A 15,163-nucleotide genomic window follows, 5' to 3' on the forward strand; every position below is an offset into this window, starting at 1 on the left:
CCGGGAGCCACCCGTTTTCCGGCCGTCCCACGGCCGCTGTGACAGGGCTGTGACAGTCGGCGGACACCCCGGTTAAGTCGGCCGGGCAGTCTTTTGAGCAACGGACCGAAGCTTCACTCCACGACGGGGGGCGCGAGATGAACACGCTGCACAGCACCACCACCAGCGCGGTTGTCACGCGGCTGCACGATGTGAACCGCCGGGCAGGTGTCCGTAACGCACCGGTCGCCCGTCCGCGGCCGGCACATGTCGTAGCCATTGACGCCAAGACGTACGAGACGGTTCCGCAGCCGCGGGACCAGAAGGCGACGTCGGTGTCGGCGTCGGAGGCGGAGTTCACGGCGTACGTGCAGGAGCGCCGCGCCGCGCTCTACGCGACCGCCTTCCACCTCACCGGTGACCGGCACGAGGCCGAGGACCTGCTGCAGAGCGCGCTGTTCTCGACGTACCGCGCCTGGGACCGGATCAGCGACAAGGCGGCCGTCGGCGGCTACCTGCGTCGCACCATGACCAACCTGCACATCAGCGCGTGGCGCCGCCGCAAGCTGAACGAGTACCCGACCGAGGAGCTGCCGGAGACGGTGGGCGACTCGGACGAGATGCGCGGCACGGAGCTGCGCGCGGTGCTGTGGCAGGCGCTGGCCCGGCTGCCCGAGCCGCAGCGCACGATGCTGGTCCTGCGCTACTACGAGGGCCGTACGGACCCGGAGATCGCCGACATCCTCGGCATCAGCGTCGGCACGGTGAAGTCGAGCATCTGGCGCTCGCTGCGCCGGCTGCGCGACGACGACGCGCTGAGCTTCGGCCGTGACGAGGCGGAGTCCTTCGAGGAGCTCGTCGCGTAGGGCCTGGAAGACCACTGGCCAGGGGGGCCGTCCTGCGGGGGTGGGGCGGCGGCCATGGGGGGAGGAAGCGGGATCGGTCGGCCGGGGGTCCGACTGGTCCCGCTTCTTCACGTCCGCCCCTGGAGCCGGGCACGCCCGGCTCCAGGGGCGTGCTGTGTTCCGGGGGCGTGCCGTGTTCCGGGGTCTGCCAGGTGGATCAGGGCTCAGGCGGCCAGCGGTGCGCGGTGCCGGCCGGCGGCAGCGGCGGCGAGGCGGCCGAGGGCTTCGTCGCGGCCGCAGGGGTGCGCGCCGAGGGCGACGTGCCGTGCGACGATGCCGCGTTCGGCGCGCATCAGGCGCCAGCCGCGGCGCAGCAGGAAGCCGACGGACTTGCGCCCCTCGCGCAGGTCCCGCGCCAGCCGGCGGCGGAAGGTGGTGGCCGGCCGGCCACGCAGGCAGATGGCGTCGGCGAGCAGGCCCAGTTCCTGGCAGCGGGCAGCGATGTCGGCGGCGAAGATGCCCTCGGCGATGAACAGCGGCGTCCGCGAGATGTCGAAGGTCTCCGCACCGGCGCGGGAGCTGGTGGCGATGTCGTACACCGGCACCTGGGTACGGCCCGAGGCGCACAGTTCGGCGACCGCCGCGACGGCGGTGTCCGCGTCCCAGGACAGCGGCGAGTCCCAGTCGATGTCCGAGCTGCCGTCGACCAGCGGGAGGGTCGGGTCGTCGCCCTCCTTGTAGAAGTCGTCGAGGCGCAGCACGGGCAGGCCCGACCGGGCGGCCAGCGAGGATTTTCCGGAGCCCGACGGACCGGTCAGCAGGACGACGCGGGTCGGCAGAGGGGAGGAACAGCTCACGGGACACCAGTGTGAACCATTCCCCCGCGCAGGGGATCCTCCTGATGGCCAGTTGGCATCGATTGGTATCAGGATCACACCCTCCACTACGCTGCGTGCGCACGCGACTACGACCTCAGGTGGATCCCATGGCACGTCACGCAGCACAGTCTCCCGAAACTTCCGCCCCGGCCGCCCCTTCCGCTCCTTCCGCCCCTTCCGCATCCGTCCTGCGCCGCGCGGCGGGCGTCGTCACCCTGACCGGAGCGGCCCTGGCCATGGCGGCCGGCGGTGCGCAGGCGGGCGAGATCTCGGTGCCGCACGCCCTGGCCGGGGTCACCGGCCCGATCGCGAACCTCCAGGTGAACCCGCTGGCCAACACCGGGGTGGACCCGCTGGACAACGGAGTGGGCACCCAGGTCGCCGACTTCCCCCGGGTCGGCACGGACATGCTCACCGGCAGCGTCACGAGCGGCTCGAAGGTGGGCGAACTGCCCGCCAACGCCGTGGGCTCGCTGCTCGCGCCGCTGAGCTCCGGGCAGTAGGCCGGAAATCGACCACGGGGGCTGCGCAGGCCACTGGACCGCGGCGGCCGCGGGTACGCGAAAGCCCCGGCAGCGCGGGGGTACCTCCCAGCGGTGGCTGGGAGATCGCTGCCGGGGCCGGTCTCGCGGGGGATCCGCTCGTACCGGGACCGCTAGTACGAGGAGCCGCCCGAGCCCAGCGAACCCGTGGGGTGCCAGACCGTCTTGGTCTCCAGGAACGCCGTCATGCGGTGCGTGCCCGGGTCGGCACTCCAGTCGTCCACAGGCTGTGGACGCAGGACGCGCTTGAGGTTGTCGGCCGCCGCGATCTCCAGCTCCTTGGCCAGGGCCACGTCGGCACCCGCCAGGTCGATCGCGTTGACGTCCTGGTGGGACGCCAGGTGCGGGCCCATCTCCGCGGCCTTGCCGGAGAGGATGTTGACCACGCCGCCGGGCAGGTCGGAGGTGGCCAGCACCTCGCCCAGGGAGAGGGCGGGGAGCGGGGACTTCTCGCTGGCGATCACCACGGCCGTGTTGCCGGTCGCGATGACCGGGGCGATCACCGAGACCAGGCCCAGGAACGAGGACTCCTGCGGGGCGACGACGGTGACGACACCGGTCGGCTCCGGGGTGGAGAGGTTGAAGAACGGGCCCGCGACCGGGTTGGCCCCGCCCACGATCTGGCCGATCTTGTCGGTCCAGCCCGCGTACCAGACCCAGCGGTCGATGGCCGCGTCCACGACCGCCGCCGCCTTCGACTTCGACAGGCCCTCGGCCTCGCCGACCTCGCGGACGAACTGCTCCCGGCGGCCCTCCAGCATCTCGGCGATGCGGTAGAGGATCTGCCCGCGGTTGTAGGCGGTCGCGCCCGACCAGCCGCCGAACGCCTTGCGCGCCGCGACGACCGCGTCACGGGCGTCCTTGCGGGAGGACAGCGGGGCGTTGGCCAGCCAGTTGCCCTTGGAGTCCGTCACTTCGTACACCCGGCCGCTCTCGGAACGCGGGAACTTCCCGCCCACGTACAGCTTGTAGGTCTTGAAGACGTTCAGACGGTCAGTGCGCTCAGACATCGAGGTAGGCCTCCAGACCGTGACGGCCGCCCTCGCGGCCGAAGCCCGACTCCTTGTAGCCGCCGAACGGCGAGGTCGGGTCGAACTTGTTGAACGTGTTGGCCCACACCACACCGGCGCGGAGCTTGTTCGCGACCGCGAGGATGCGCGAACCCTTCTCCGTCCAGATGCCGGCGGACAGGCCGTACTGGCTGTTGTTGGCCTTGGCGACGGCCTCGTCGGGCGTACGGAAGGTCAGCACCGACAGGACCGGGCCGAAGATCTCGTCGCGGGCGACGGTGTGCGCCTGGGTGACGTTCGTGAAGAGCGTCGGGGCGAACCAGTAGCCGGCCGACGGCAGCTCGCAGACCGGGGACCAGCGCTCGGCGCCCTCGGCCTCGCCGGTCTCCGCGAGGGCGGTGATCCGGGCGAGCTGCTCGGCGGAGTTGATCGCGCCGATGTCGGTGTTCTTGTCGAGCGGGTCGCCCAGGCGCAGCGTGGACAGGCGGCGCTTGAGGGAGTCCAGCAGCTCGTCCTGGATCGACTCCTGGACCAGCAGGCGCGAGCCCGCGCAGCAGACCTGGCCCTGGTTGAAGAAGATCCCGTTGACGATGCCCTCGACGGCCTGGTCGATGGGGGCGTCGTCGAAGACGATGTTGGCGCCCTTGCCGCCCAGCTCCAGGGTGAGCCTCTTGTCGGTGCCGGCGACGGTGCGGGCGATCTCCTTGCCCACGGCCGTGGAGCCGGTGAAAGCGACCTTGTTGACGTCGGGGTGGGCGACGATGGCCGCGCCGGCGTCCCCGTAACCGGGGAGGATGTTGACGACGCCCTTGGGCAGCCCTGCCTGGCGGCAGATGTCCGCGAAGAACAGGGCGGAGAGCGGGGTCGTCTCGGCGGGCTTGAGGACCACGGTGTTGCCGGTCGCCAGCGCCGGGGCGATCTTCCACGCCAGCATCAGCAGCGGGAAGTTCCACGGGATGACCTGGCCGGCCACGCCGAGGGGGCGGGGGTTCGCACCGCTCGTGCCCATTTTCGGGCTCCGCCCGAGGGCCGCGTGGTCGAGCTTGTCGGCCCAGCCCGCGTAGTAGAAGAAGTGCGCGGCGACCAGCGGGAGGTCCGCGTCGCGGGTCTCCTTGATCGGCTTGCCGTTGTCCAGGGTCTCCAGGACGGCCAGCTCGCGGCTGCGCTCCTGGATGATCCGGGCGATGCGGAAGAGGTACTTGGCGCGCTCGGAACCGGGCAGCGCGGACCACTTCTCGAAGGCCTTGCGGGCGGCCTTGACGGCACGGTCGACGTCGGCCGCGCCCGCCTGGGCGATCTCGGAGAGGACCTCCTCGGAGGACGGCGAGACGGTCTTGAAGACCTTGCCGTCGGCGGCCTCGGTGAACTCACCGTCGATGAAGAGGCCGTAGGAGGGGGCGATGTCGACGACCGAGCGGGACTCGGGAGCCGGTGCGTACTCGAAAAGGGATGCCATGGAGATCAGTCCACCGTCACGTAGTCGGGACCGGAGTAACGCCCGGTGCTCAGCTTCTGGCGCTGCATGAGCAGGTCGTTCAGCAGGCTGGAGGCGCCGAACCGGAACCACTCGTTGGTCAGCCAGTCCTCGCCCACGGTCTCGTTCACCAGGACCAGGAACTTGATCGCGTCCTTGGTCGTGCGGATGCCGCCGGCCGGCTTCACACCGATCTGGATTCCAGTCTGCGCCTTGAAGTCGCGGACGGCCTCGAGCATGAGCAGGGTGTTCGCGGGGGTGGCGTTGACCCCGACCTTGCCGGTGGAGGTCTTGATGAAGTCGGCGCCCGCGAGCATGCCGATCCAGGAGGCGCGGCGGATGTTGTCGTAGGTCGACAGCTCGCCGGTCTCGAAGATGACCTTGAGGCGGGCGGCCGTGCCGTCCTCGCGGACGCAGGCCTCCTTGATCGCCTTGATCAGCTCGTAGGTCTCCAGGTAGCGGCCCGCGAGGAAGGCGCCGCGGTCGATGACCATGTCGATCTCGTCGGCGCCCGCGGCGACGGCGTCGCGGGTGTCGGCCAGCTTGACCGGCAGGGCGGCGCGGCCCGCCGGGAAGGCGGTGGCGACGGAGGCGATCTTGACGTCGGCGCCGTTCAGGGCGGCCTTCGCGGTGGCCACCATGTCGGGGTAGACGCAGACCGCGGCGGTCATCGGGGTGGTGCGGTCGGTCGGGTCGGGATGGACGGCCTTGGCGGCGAGCGCCCGGACCTTGCCCGGGGTGTCCGCGCCTTCCAGGGTCGTCAGGTCGATCATCGAGATGGCCAGGTCGATGGCGTACGCCTTGGCCGTCGTCTTGATCGAACGGGTGCCGAGGGCGGCCGCGCGGGCCTCCAGGCCGACGGCGTCTACGCCCGGCAGCCCGTGCAGGAACCGGCGCAGCGCGCTGTCGGACGTCGTCACGTCAGCGAATGCGGTGAGGGTGGTGGGCATGGTCACCAGATGAGCATATCTACGCGCGTAGCGACCTGTCACCCCCCTCACCGGATCCCGTGCCCGCCGCGACCTTGATCCCTTGCGCGGCACGGGCTTGATCCCTTGCGCGGGGCGGGTCCGGGCGCATCCCGTCGCGACCTTGATCCCTTGCGCGGGGCGGGTCCGGGCCTGTGCGTGCGGCGGCCTTGATCACCCGGCGGCCGGGGCCCGGAAGCGGTGCCCATCGCGTCGCCGGGACGGCGTGAGGCAGAATCGGCCGCATGACGAGCCAGCCCCCGCAGCCCTCCGACGAACCGGTCTACGCCGACCGGGTCTACCGCTCCCCCATGGGCATCCTCAGCGGCGTGATGCTGCTGGCGCTCATCGCGTGGGTGTGCGGGGACGCGGTGCTCCGCGGCGACGGCAATGCGCCCTGGTACGGGGTGGCGGCGACGCTGTTCCTGGTGCCGCTGGTGGTGGCCTTCACCCTGCGGCCCGCGGTGTTCTCCAACGACCACCGGCTGCGCATCCGCAACCCCTTCCGCACCATCGAGCTGCCCTGGGGCACCGTCGACGCGGTGCGCGCCGGGTACACCTCCGAGGTCCTGGCCGGCGGCGCGAAGTACCAGATGTGGTCGATCCCGGTCAGCCTGCGCGACCGCAAGCGGGCCAACAAGAAGACGCTGCGCGAGAAGGGCGGCGCGGGCGAGGTCGTGCGCTCCGGCACCGACCAGATCGTCCACGACCTCCAGGAGCTGGCCGAGCGCAGCGCGTCGCTGCCGGCCGCGCAGGGCAGCATCGGCGTGCGCTGGTCGTACGAGATCATCGCCCCGGCCGTCGCCGGCGCGATCCTGCTCCTGGTACTCCTCGTCACACGCTGACAACAGGCGGAACCGCCGCCACCGGGCGCGGCGTCCTCGCAGGTGTGCAGCGTCATGAGGGCGGCGACCGTGCCGCCATACACCTCCGGCTCCGGCTCCTGGGCACCGTCCTGCTCCTCGCCCACCTCGCGCTCGTCGGCTGGGTGACCCTGCGGCCCCTGGACGTGCCGTGGGCGGCCGCCGCCAATCTGGTGCCGCTGGAGGGGATCAGGGCGGACCTCGCGTACGGGCCGCTGGAGGCCGCCCGGCGCATCGGCGGGTCCCTGGTGCTGCTGGCCCCGCTCGGCGTGCTGCTGCCGCTGGCGGGCGGGCGGCTCGCGCCCACGCCGCTGGCGGCCTGGGCCTCCCTGGTCCGGACGACCACGGCCGGGGCGCTGACCGCGCTCGTGATCGAGATGCTGCAGACCGCCGTGCCCGGGCAGGTCGTCGACGTGGACCACGTGCTGCTCAACACGGTCGGCGTGGCCCTGGCGCATCTGGCCGTCGTACCGGCCCTGCGGGCGCGCGTACGCCGTACCCGCGCCGAGGCCGCCGAGGCCGGCGTGCGGGAAAAGGCCGCCGCGCAGGCCCGGCGGCAGGTGTCCCGGGAAGGGACTCAGGGGCCGACCCCGAGAATTGCCAGGGTCGGACTCGGCCTGCGGACCGACGTTCTCTCCGCCATCCACCGGGAGTATTGAGGCATAGGGAAAAGACACGGCGACGCAGCGTCGCCACCTACGAAGGAGAAACCATGAGCGCCATGGTGCGCCCCCGTGACGGACGGATGATCGGCGGAGTGTGCGCCGGCCTCGCGCGGCGGTTCGGAATGACCCCGCGGATGATGCGGGCCCTATTCCTGGTGTCCTGCCTGCTGCCCGGACCGCAGTTCCTCGTCTACATAGCCCTGTGGGTGCTGCTGCCGAACGAGCGCGCCGATTTCAGCGCCAAGGCCGCCTGGTAATTCCTCCCGGTCTTCTCCACCTGGTGGTTTCTCAGCCGGTTCCGGCCGCCGCCCCGCGCACCTTCTCCAGTTGCTTGTCCGCCACCTCGTGCGGAACTTCGGCCTTCGCCGAACCGCCCGCCACGTTGAGCGCCATCAGCCGGACGACCGTGGCCCCTTGGCGTACGACGACCAGGTGGACCAGGGCCGAGACGCCCTCGGCGGAGGCGGTCGTGGTCCAGCTGACGCTCTCGTCGCCGTTCGTGGGGTAGGCGACCGCCTTGACGTCGCGGTAGGCGCCGGTGTGCTTCTCGACGGTGGCGGTGAAGCCCGCGCCGCAGGCGGCGACGGCCTGCCCCAGGCGGGAGAGCAGCCGCTTGGCGTCGGCCTCGCTGTAGGAGCTGACGGACGCGGAGACGGCGAGGCCGACCTGCTTCTGGGAGCCCACGCCCCGGTTGACGGTCTCGCGCGCGGCCGGGTCGGGCTTGTCGCCCATGGCGTCGGCCAGCGGTTGGCAGGCCTTCTTGTCGGCCTGCGGCTGACCGTTCGGTGCGCTCGGGTTCTTGCCCTGGGCGGAAATCTGGTAGCCGGGGAGATCGCCCTGTTCCAGGGCGGCCTTCTCCAGGGCGCTGCCGCTGCGGGGTGCGGCGGAGGCCGCGGGGGCACCCGGGGCCGCGACGGCGGACCCCTTGGGGTCGGGGCTCGTGGCGGGGGCCGCGCCGCCGCTCGTACCGCCCGAGCCGCAGCCGGTGGCCGCCAGCAGCAGGGCGGGCAGGAGCGCGACGGTCGACGCCCGCGTGCGGGCGGACCCTGTGCAGGCGGACCGTGTGCGGGCGGGGCGAGGTGTCGTGGCCGTGGCCAACGCGGCGCGCGTCCCCGTGCCCGGCGTGTTCTCGCGCGTTGCCGCGCGTGCCTTCATCCGCATGGCTGCGACCTCGTACCCCGTGCGTCGGCGGGCGGGTGGTGGTGTGCGTGGCGCGGCGTGCGACGCGGCGCACACCCGTTCGTCAGGGTGTGCGCCACGAGCGCGCCCGTGCGCCTGTGCTGTGGGGCGGTGGTTCAGCCACCGACCGGCAGGTTGCTGAGCGGCAGGCCGCCGAGCAGACCGGTGGCCTGGCCGACCACCTGACCCGGGTCGCTCGCCGAGGTCGAGTGCCCTTCCGCGCCGGCGGCCTGCTCCTGGCCGGTGAGCGACTTGGTGACGTCCTGCAGCGGGAGGCCCTGGGCGGCACCGGTCACGGTGCCGAGCGCCTCGGCGGGGCCGATCTCCGGGACGGCGGCCGAGGCGGTGCCGGCGGCGGCCGCAGCGAGGGCGGCACCGACGACGGCGACACCGAGGGACTTGGCAGCTGACTGCTTCATGAAGAGTCCTTGTGACGGGGAATGGAGCGGCTCCGCAAATTAGCCACTCCAAACACCGGCCCGCAAACGTCATCCGATACGAGAAAGCGCCCGGGGGGACGGATCCCCGGGCGCCTTCTTTTGTCATGCCTCGGCTCAGGCCGAGACAGATCCGCTGGTCGAAGCGGTCTGCCGGAACAGCCACTCCGACTTCAGTTCCGCGTAGCCCGGCTTGATCACATCGTTGATCATGGCGAGTCGTTCATCGAAAGGAATGAACGCGGACTTCATCGCATTGACGGTGAACCACTGCATGTCGTCGAGCGAATAGCCGAACGTGTCGACCAGGTGCTCGAACTCGCGGGTCATGCTGGTGCCGCTCATCAGCCTGTTGTCCGTGTTGACGGTGAGGCGGAAGTGCAGCTTGCGCAGCAGACCGATGGGGTGCTCGGCGTACGAGGCGGCGGCGCCCGTCTGCAGGTTGGAGGTCGGGCACATCTCCAGCGGGATGCGCTTGTCCCGCACGTAGCTCGCCAGGCGGCCCAGCGTGACGCTGCCGTCCTCGGCGACCTCGATGTCGTCGATGATCTTCACACCGTGGCCGAGCCGGTCGGCGCCGCACCACTGCAGGGCCTGCCAGATCGACGGCAGGCCGAAGGCCTCGCCCGCGTGGATGGTGAAGTGGTTGTTCTCGCGCTTGAGGTACTCGAACGCGTCGAGGTGGCGGGTGGGAGGGAACCCGGCCTCGGCGCCCGCGATGTCGAAGCCGACCACGCCGTTGTCGCGGTAGCGGTTGGCCAGCTCGGCGATCTCCAGCGCGCGGGCGGCGTGGCGCATCGCGGTCAGCAGGGCGCCGACGCGGATGCGGTGGCCGCCCGCCTTCGCGCGGCGCTCGCCCTCGCGGAAACCGTCGTTGACGGCCTCGACGACCTCTTCGAGGGTCAGGCCCGCCTCGAGGTGCTGCTCGGGGGCGTAGCGGATCTCGGCGTAGACGACACCGTCCTCGGCGAGGTCCTCGGCGCACTCGGCGGCGACCCGGAAGAGGGCCTCCTTGGTCTGCATGACGGCGCAGGTGTGCGCGAACGTCTCCAGGTAGCGCGGGAGGGAACCGGAGTCGGCGGCGTCGCGGAACCAGATGCCGAGCTTGTCGGCGTCGGTCTCGGGAAGCTTGTCGTAACCGACCGCCTCGGCCAGCTCGATGATGGTCCCGGGACGCAGTCCGCCGTCGAGGTGGTCGTGCAGCAGCACCTTCGGGGACCGGCGGATCTGATCCGGGGTGGGCAGGTTGGGGGTCTCGCTCGTCATCCGGGCACTCTACTCCTACGCGCGTAGAGCGACAGGCCGCCGACAGGGGTCGATACGTAACAGTGACCGTGCGGACGGGTGGCGTACACCTCGGCGTCTGAGACTGTTCCGCCATGGCTACGCATGCGCCGCCGGCGCGCGGGGCCCGCCTGGGGCGGGCGGCCGGCGCGAACGGCACGAGCTCGACGGTCAGTGGTGTGGTGCTCCTGCTTCCCGGAGCGTCCCGGTGGGTCTCCGGTCCGGTGCGGCCGCTGGTACGGGCGCTGGCCCGGGCCGGCGGGCCGCAGGGCCTGGTCACGCACACCGTGCGGCACGGGGAGCGGCCCCGCCAGGAGGCGGCGCGGTGGGCGGCCGACGAGGTGGTCCGCCGGTACGGGGACGTGCCGGTGTGCCTGGCCGGGTACGGGGCGGGCGGCCACGCGGCACTGACGGCGGCCGGGCACGACGCCGTCAACTCGGTGCTGGCGCTGTCCCCTTGTCTGCCGGGGACGGGAGCCGGGGTCTCGCCCGAACCGGTGAAGCAGCTCACCGGACGGCACGTGCTGATCGTGCACGGCACCAACGACGAGCGCAGCGACCCGGAGTCGTCGTACCGGCTGGCGGCGCGCGCGAAGAAGGCGAATCGTTCCACGTGCCGGTTCGAGGTGCACTCGGACGGGCACGGGCTGCGCGAGCACCAGGACGAAGTGGTGGCGCTGGCCGTCGACTTCGTGCTCGGTTCGGTGTGCTCGGGGCGCTACTCCCGCCCGGTGGCGGACGCGCTGGCGGCGCCGCCGCCGCTGGGTCTGCGGATGCCCCTGGCCTCGGGTTTCGGCCGGGCCCTGCGGGGCTGACCGGCGTACAGTGGAAGGCGGACTCGGGGCTGTTCTCGCAACCGGAGGCGGCTGCCATGGCCGGACTGGTGACCAGGAACTTCGAGGCAGCGGACGAGACCCGTCCCTTCGAGGACGGCAAGGGCCGTCTGGATCTGCTCCACACCGACGGCGGCGCGGTGGGCCGCGCGGTCTTCGAGCCCGGCTGGCGGTGGACGCAGCACGTGAAGCCGCTGGCGGGCACGGACAGCTGCCAGTCCGCGCACACGGGGTACGTGGTGAGCGGCCGGATGGCCATCGTGATGGACGACGGCGAGCAGGGCGAGGTGGGCCCGGGCGACTTCATACAGGTGACCCCGGGTCATGACGCGTGGGTCATCGGCGACGAGCCGTGCGTGGTGCTGGACTGGACGGGCTTCGGCGACTACGCGAAAGGGCAATCGGGCTGATCGCGAACTCCGCCCGACCGAGCCGGTCGGATGACAAGCTCTGAGCGAAATCCGCCCCCGCAGTCGGGGGTTTCCCACGCTCTGAGCGAACTCCATTCCGGCCGCCCTCGACGTCCACGATGATCGTGCTACGGTCCGAAGCGTGACGATCGGAAATACGTTCCGGAATGGACGGACGCCGGTCGGTAAAGGGAAGTCCGACCGTTTCGCCGTGGGAATGACCATGGGAACAACAGGGGGGTTCCATGCTTGTCCAGACCGATTATCTGATACCGGAATCAGACCTCGCGACGCCGCATATGGACCAGGCGGGCGGACCGCCCTGGGGCATGGGCGACCAGGTGTTCGGCAGCCTGCTCCAGCACCGGATCGTCTTCCTCGGCCAGCCCGTCGACGACGAGACCGCCAACCGCATCACGGCCCAACTGCTGATGCTGGCGGCACAGTCGGAGGAGGACATCTACCTCTACATCAACTCCCCCGGCGGCTCGGTGACCGCCGGCATGGCCGTGTACGACACGATGCAGCTCATCAAGAACGACGTCGTCACCATCGCCATGGGATTCTGCGCGTCCATGGGCCAGTTCCTGCTCACCGCGGGCGCTCCCGGAAAGCGTTTCGCGCTGCCGCACGCGAAGATCCTGATGCACCAGCCGTCCGCCGGTATTTCCGGCTCGGCCAGCGACATCCGCATTCATGTGCGGCACCTGGTCAAGACGAAGCGGGAAATGGCGGAACTCATCGCCCTGCATTCCGGAAACGACGTCGAGCGGATCACCCGGGATTCCGACCGCGACCATTGGTTCTCGGCCCAGGAGGCCAAGGAGTACGGCCTCATCGACGACGTGATCCGGTCCACCCCGGCCATGCCGGGCGGCGGCGGATTCGCCACGCGCTGATCCCGCGCGCCACCCCGCCCACCTTCGGATGTCCGTAGCGTACGGAGGCCCACACCCATGCCCCTGCCCACGTCCCTGCCCCCGCGCGGCTACGCGCCCCGGGCCCGCCATGTCGTGCCCCACTTCACCGAGCGCACCGCGTACGGCGTGCGGGAGTACGACCCGTACGCGAAGCTCTTCGAGGAGCGGATCGTCATCCTCGGCTCCGAGATCGACGACGTCTCGGCGAACGACGTCATGGCGCAGTTGATGTGCCTGGAGGCGGCCGACCCGGACCGCGACATCTCCCTCTACATCAACTCCCCCGGCGGATCCCTCACTTCACTGATGGCCGTCTACGACACCATGCGGTACGTCAGACCGGACATCCAGACCGTCTGCGTGGGCCAGGCCACCTCCGCCGCCTCGGTCGTCCTCGCCGCCGGGACCAGGGGCAAGCGCATCGCCCTGCCCAACTCCCGGGTCCTGATGCACCAGCCGGCCACCGGCGGCGCCCAGGGGCAGGTCTCCGACCTGGAGATCCAGGCCCGGGAGATCGAGCGGCTGCGGGACCGGGTCGAGGAGATCCTGGCCGAGCACACCGGCCGCGACCGCCGCACGATCCGCGAGGACCTGGACCGCGACAAGATCCTCACCGCCCAGGAGGCGCTGGAGTACGGGATCGTGGACCAGGTGATCGTCCCGCGCGGGAGGGCCGGCCAGGGGCCGGCCTGATCGACCGCCTCCCCCGCCGGTGGCCGCACCGGCCCCGGCGGGTCCGGCCGTACCGCCCCCTCACGGTCGGACGGCCCCCGGGGCGTCCGGCGCGTCATCGTCCACTGTGCCCGGCCGGCCGGCGCCCCGGGGGCCGGGGCGGGGGTCGTCTTGCCGCCTTGCGGGAACCCGAGGGGTTTACGAAACGGTACAGGCCGGGACCTATGAGGACATGGCGGGTGATGATCACGAGCTGAGTGCCGCCGCCCTGCGGCTGTACGCGTACGCCGCCGAGCGGCACGCGTTCGGCACGGGCGAGGCCACCGCCGTACTGGGCGCCCGGGCCGCGGCCGCGATCACCGAGCTCGCGGCCGCGCACCTGCTCCAGCGCGCCCCGGACGGTGGCGAGGACCGCTGGAGCGCGGTACCGCCCCGGGCGGCGGCCGCGCGCGCCCTGGCACCCCTGACGCTGCGGGTGCGTGAGGCCCACGACGAGATGGACCGGCTGCGCGAGCGGATGGAGGCGCTGGTCCCGGCGTACGAGGCGGGCGCGGCCCAGCGCGTGGTGAGCGGCTCGGGCCGGCTGGAGCTGGTCACCGACCTGGGCGCCGTCCGCGCGCTGATCGCGGAGCTGGCGGCCTCGTGCGAACGGGAGCTGCTCGCCTCGCAGCCCGGCGGCCGCCACCCGCAGGAGGCCCTGGAGGAGGCGATCGGCCGGGACGAGGCCCTGCTGGCCCGCGGGGTGCGGATGCGGACGATCTACCAGCACACGGCCCGCTATGCGCGCCCGACCGCCGCCTATGTCGAACGGGTGACGGCCCTGGGCGCCGAGGTGCGCACCCTCGGCGACGCCCTGATGCGCATGCTGGTCTTCGACCGGCACACCGGCCTGATGCCGGTCCCCGGGCGGCCGGGCGCGGCCCTGGTGGTGCGCGAGCCGAACGTCGTGCACTTCATGGCCGAGTCCTTCGAGCGCTCCTGGGTGAGCGCGCAGCCGTTCCCGGTGACGGTCAGCCCGGACCAGGCCCGCTCCCTGTCGGACGAACTGCGCCGCACGATCGTGCGCCTGCTGTCGGAGGGCCTGGAGGACAAGGTGATCGCCCGCCGCCTGGGCATGTCGGAACGCACCTGCCAGCGCCACATCGCGGAGACGATGCGCGCGGTGGGCGCGAAGTCCCGTTTCCAGGCGGGCTACTTGCTCGCCGCGCACGTCCAGCCGGTCACAGATCCGGGATGAGGCGGCCGCGGCGGGAGAGCAGGAAGCGTTTGAACGCGGCCACCGGCGGGGTGTCCGGGTGGCCGTCGAGCCAGGCCACACCGATCTCGCGGACCGCCCGGGGAGCCGTCACCGTCAGTTCGACCACCCCCGGGCGGGGGACCGCCGGCGGGGGCAGGAGGGCGACGCCGAAGCCGGCCGCGACCAGGCCGCGCAGGGTCTCGGCCTCCTCGCCCTCGAACGCGACGCGCGGCGTGAAGCCGGCCTCGGCGCACAGGTCGTCGGTGATACGGCGCAGCCCGTAGCCCGGCTCCAGGGTGACGAAGGTTTCCTCGGCGGCCTCGGCCAGGCGGATGCGTTTGCGGGAGGCGAGCCGGTGGTCCTCCGGGACCACCAGGCGCAGCCGCTGTTCGTCGAGGCGGCGGGCCACCAGGTCGGGGGCGTCGGGGACCGGTGAGGTCAGGCAGAGGTCGAGCTCGCCGGCGCGCAGCCGCTCGATCATCGCCTCGCCGTAGTTCTGGACCAGGGCGAAGCGCACCCGGGGGTGGTCGGCGCGGAAGGCGCGGATGAGGCCGGGGACGGTCTCGGGGCCGAGGGTGTGCAGGAAGCCGAAGGCGACCTTGCCGGTGGTGGGGTCGGCGTCGTCCTGGACGGACGTGGCCGCGCGGGCGATCTCGGCGAGCGCGCGCTCGGCGGAGGCCCGGAAGGTGTGGCCGGCCGTGGTGAGGGCGAGCGAACGGCCGCGGCGGGCGAAGAGGACCACGCCGAGGTCGGCCTCCAGGCGGGCGATGGCGCGGGAGAGCGTGGACTGCGGAATCCCCAGCTCGTGGGCGGCCCGGGTGACGTGCTCGTGGCGGGCGACCGTGACGAAGTAGGTGAGCCGCGGGGCGAGCATGGTTGTCACGCCCATGTCTTCTTCGTAACGGCTCATTGACATCCACCTCTGTGAGCTGTGCTTATGCAGGGATGGATCGATTCTCCTTCTTCT

General features: G+C 71.7%; 18 protein-coding genes. 10 read left to right on the plus strand and 8 right to left on the minus strand.

Going from position 1 to position 15,163, the window contains the following annotated elements; all coding sequences use genetic code 11:
* Window positions 1–137: 137 nt before the first annotated feature.
* Entirely contained in the window at window positions 138–845 is a 708-nt protein-coding gene (locus ACIPXB_RS30040) for a SigE family RNA polymerase sigma factor (protein ID WP_401454849.1), read from the plus strand.
* A gap of 203 nt (window positions 846–1,048) precedes the next feature.
* On the opposite strand, the gene ACIPXB_RS30045 is transcribed toward ACIPXB_RS30040, so the two are convergent.
* Window positions 1,049–1,681, minus strand: coding sequence for a uridine kinase (locus tag ACIPXB_RS30045; protein ID WP_401454851.1), 633 nt, complete (start codon window positions 1,679–1,681; stop codon window positions 1,049–1,051).
* A gap of 128 nt (window positions 1,682–1,809) precedes the next feature.
* Here ACIPXB_RS30045 and ACIPXB_RS30050 point away from each other — a divergent pair, with 128 nt between their 5' ends.
* On the plus strand, window positions 1,810–2,205 hold the full coding sequence (locus ACIPXB_RS30050; protein WP_401454853.1) for a hypothetical protein: 396 nt from the start codon (window positions 1,810–1,812) through the stop codon (window positions 2,203–2,205).
* 152 nt (window positions 2,206–2,357) lie between these two features.
* Here the strand turns inward: ACIPXB_RS30050 and ACIPXB_RS30055 are convergent, their stop codons facing one another.
* The 3 genes from ACIPXB_RS30055 to deoC are packed head-to-tail and all read right to left on the minus strand — an operon-like array spanning window position 2,358 to window position 5,678.
* Window positions 2,358–3,254, minus strand: coding sequence for an aldehyde dehydrogenase family protein (locus tag ACIPXB_RS30055; protein WP_401454855.1), 897 nt, complete (start codon window positions 3,252–3,254; stop codon window positions 2,358–2,360).
* Complete coding sequence (locus ACIPXB_RS30060) at window positions 3,247–4,710, minus strand: aldehyde dehydrogenase family protein (RefSeq protein WP_401454858.1); 1,464 nt, start codon at window positions 4,708–4,710, stop codon at window positions 3,247–3,249. Before ACIPXB_RS30060 ends, ACIPXB_RS30055 begins: the two co-directional genes overlap by 8 nt.
* Before the next feature lie 5 nt (window positions 4,711–4,715).
* A complete protein-coding gene (gene deoC, locus ACIPXB_RS30065; RefSeq protein ID WP_401455010.1) occupies window positions 4,716–5,678 on the minus strand; it encodes a deoxyribose-phosphate aldolase in 963 nt (320 codons plus the stop codon).
* A 263-nt stretch (window positions 5,679–5,941) separates the two neighbouring features.
* Here deoC and ACIPXB_RS30070 point away from each other — a divergent pair, with 263 nt between their 5' ends.
* The 3 genes from ACIPXB_RS30070 to ACIPXB_RS30080 are packed head-to-tail and all read left to right on the plus strand — an operon-like array spanning window position 5,942 to window position 7,481.
* Complete coding sequence (locus ACIPXB_RS30070; RefSeq protein ID WP_401454860.1) at window positions 5,942–6,541, plus strand: PH domain-containing protein; 600 nt, start codon at window positions 5,942–5,944, stop codon at window positions 6,539–6,541.
* Window positions 6,542–6,585: 44 nt separating this feature from the next.
* Window positions 6,586–7,218 (plus strand): VanZ family protein, encoded by a 633-nt coding sequence (locus ACIPXB_RS30075; RefSeq protein WP_401454862.1) that lies wholly within the window; start codon window positions 6,586–6,588, stop codon window positions 7,216–7,218.
* A gap of 53 nt (window positions 7,219–7,271) precedes the next feature.
* Window positions 7,272–7,481, plus strand: a complete 210-nt coding sequence (locus tag ACIPXB_RS30080; protein ID WP_401454865.1) for a PspC domain-containing protein — start codon at window positions 7,272–7,274, stop codon at window positions 7,479–7,481.
* A gap of 31 nt (window positions 7,482–7,512) precedes the next feature.
* Here the strand turns inward: ACIPXB_RS30080 and ACIPXB_RS30085 are convergent, their stop codons facing one another.
* The 3 genes from ACIPXB_RS30085 to ACIPXB_RS30095 all read right to left on the minus strand — a co-directional run bounded on the left by ACIPXB_RS30085 (window position 7,513) and on the right by ACIPXB_RS30095 (window position 10,106).
* Entirely contained in the window at window positions 7,513–8,385 is an 873-nt protein-coding gene (locus tag ACIPXB_RS30085) for a hypothetical protein (RefSeq protein WP_401454867.1), read from the minus strand.
* 134 nt (window positions 8,386–8,519) lie between these two features.
* Window positions 8,520–8,822: a hypothetical protein gene (locus tag ACIPXB_RS30090; RefSeq protein WP_401454869.1), complete on the minus strand. Its 303-nt coding sequence runs from the start codon at window positions 8,820–8,822 to the stop codon at window positions 8,520–8,522.
* 135 nt (window positions 8,823–8,957) lie between these two features.
* Window positions 8,958–10,106 carry an adenosine deaminase gene (locus tag ACIPXB_RS30095; RefSeq protein ID WP_401454871.1) on the minus strand — a complete coding sequence of 383 codons (1,149 nt, stop codon included), beginning with the start codon at window positions 10,104–10,106 and terminating at the stop codon, window positions 8,958–8,960.
* 113 nt (window positions 10,107–10,219) lie between these two features.
* On the opposite strand from ACIPXB_RS30095, the gene ACIPXB_RS30100 reads away from it, so the two are divergent.
* From ACIPXB_RS30100 to ACIPXB_RS30120, 5 genes are all read left to right on the plus strand, one after another.
* Window positions 10,220–10,939: an alpha/beta hydrolase gene (locus ACIPXB_RS30100; protein ID WP_401454874.1), complete on the plus strand. Its 720-nt coding sequence runs from the start codon at window positions 10,220–10,222 to the stop codon at window positions 10,937–10,939.
* Window positions 10,940–10,995: 56 nt separating this feature from the next.
* Window positions 10,996–11,367, plus strand: coding sequence for a cupin domain-containing protein (locus tag ACIPXB_RS30105; RefSeq protein ID WP_401454876.1), 372 nt, complete (start codon window positions 10,996–10,998; stop codon window positions 11,365–11,367).
* Window positions 11,368–11,666: 299 nt separating this feature from the next.
* On the plus strand, window positions 11,667–12,266 hold the full coding sequence (locus ACIPXB_RS30110; protein ID WP_401455011.1) for an ATP-dependent Clp protease proteolytic subunit: 600 nt from the start codon (window positions 11,667–11,669) through the stop codon (window positions 12,264–12,266).
* Between the two features lie 57 nt (window positions 12,267–12,323).
* Window positions 12,324–12,980 carry an ATP-dependent Clp protease proteolytic subunit gene (locus ACIPXB_RS30115; RefSeq protein ID WP_401454878.1) on the plus strand — a complete coding sequence of 219 codons (657 nt, stop codon included), beginning with the start codon at window positions 12,324–12,326 and terminating at the stop codon, window positions 12,978–12,980.
* Window positions 12,981–13,191: 211 nt separating this feature from the next.
* The gene (locus ACIPXB_RS30120) at window positions 13,192–14,196 is read left to right on the plus strand and encodes a LuxR C-terminal-related transcriptional regulator (RefSeq protein WP_401454880.1); all 1,005 of its coding nucleotides are present in this window, start codon (window positions 13,192–13,194) and stop codon (window positions 14,194–14,196) included.
* Here the strand turns inward: ACIPXB_RS30120 and ACIPXB_RS30125 are convergent.
* Window positions 14,180–15,106, minus strand: coding sequence for a LysR family transcriptional regulator (locus tag ACIPXB_RS30125; RefSeq protein ID WP_401454882.1), 927 nt, complete (start codon window positions 15,104–15,106; stop codon window positions 14,180–14,182). The genes ACIPXB_RS30120 and ACIPXB_RS30125 overlap by 17 nt on opposite strands.
* Window positions 15,107–15,163: the final 57 nt, after the last annotated feature.

It is taken from the genome of Streptomyces sp. NPDC090022 (assembly GCF_044748145.1).
Lineage (GTDB): Bacteria > Actinomycetota > Actinomycetes > Streptomycetales > Streptomycetaceae > Streptomyces.

Bases quoted from the DNA above. Each gene is read 5' to 3' on its own strand.
- ACIPXB_RS30080 (WP_401454865.1), top strand. From the start codon at position 7,272: ATGAGCGCCATGGTGCGCCCCCGTGACGGACGGATGATCGGCGGAGTG.
- ACIPXB_RS30090 (WP_401454869.1), bottom strand. From the start codon at position 8,822: ATGAAGCAGTCAGCTGCCAAGTCCCTCGGTGTCGCCGTCGTCGGTGCC.
- ACIPXB_RS30095 (WP_401454871.1), bottom strand. From the start codon at position 10,106: ATGACGAGCGAGACCCCCAACCTGCCCACCCCGGATCAGATCCGCCGG.
- ACIPXB_RS30100 (WP_401454874.1), top strand. From the start codon at position 10,220: ATGGCTACGCATGCGCCGCCGGCGCGCGGGGCCCGCCTGGGGCGGGCG.
- ACIPXB_RS30050 (WP_401454853.1), top strand. From the start codon at position 1,810: ATGGCACGTCACGCAGCACAGTCTCCCGAAACTTCCGCCCCGGCCGCC.
- ACIPXB_RS30110 (WP_401455011.1), top strand. From the start codon at position 11,667: ATGGACCAGGCGGGCGGACCGCCCTGGGGCATGGGCGACCAGGTGTTC.
- ACIPXB_RS30105 (WP_401454876.1), top strand. From the start codon at position 10,996: ATGGCCGGACTGGTGACCAGGAACTTCGAGGCAGCGGACGAGACCCGT.
- ACIPXB_RS30085 (WP_401454867.1), bottom strand. From the start codon at position 8,385: ATGCGGATGAAGGCACGCGCGGCAACGCGCGAGAACACGCCGGGCACG.
- ACIPXB_RS30060 (WP_401454858.1), bottom strand. From the start codon at position 4,710: ATGGCATCCCTTTTCGAGTACGCACCGGCTCCCGAGTCCCGCTCGGTC.
- ACIPXB_RS30125 (WP_401454882.1), bottom strand. From the start codon at position 15,106: ATGAGCCGTTACGAAGAAGACATGGGCGTGACAACCATGCTCGCCCCG.
- ACIPXB_RS30115 (WP_401454878.1), top strand. From the start codon at position 12,324: ATGCCCCTGCCCACGTCCCTGCCCCCGCGCGGCTACGCGCCCCGGGCC.
- ACIPXB_RS30040 (WP_401454849.1), top strand. From the start codon at position 138: ATGAACACGCTGCACAGCACCACCACCAGCGCGGTTGTCACGCGGCTG.
- deoC (WP_401455010.1), bottom strand. From the start codon at position 5,678: ATGCCCACCACCCTCACCGCATTCGCTGACGTGACGACGTCCGACAGC.
- ACIPXB_RS30120 (WP_401454880.1), top strand. From the start codon at position 13,192: ATGGCGGGTGATGATCACGAGCTGAGTGCCGCCGCCCTGCGGCTGTAC.
- ACIPXB_RS30070 (WP_401454860.1), top strand. From the start codon at position 5,942: ATGACGAGCCAGCCCCCGCAGCCCTCCGACGAACCGGTCTACGCCGAC.
- ACIPXB_RS30055 (WP_401454855.1), bottom strand. From the start codon at position 3,254: ATGTCTGAGCGCACTGACCGTCTGAACGTCTTCAAGACCTACAAGCTG.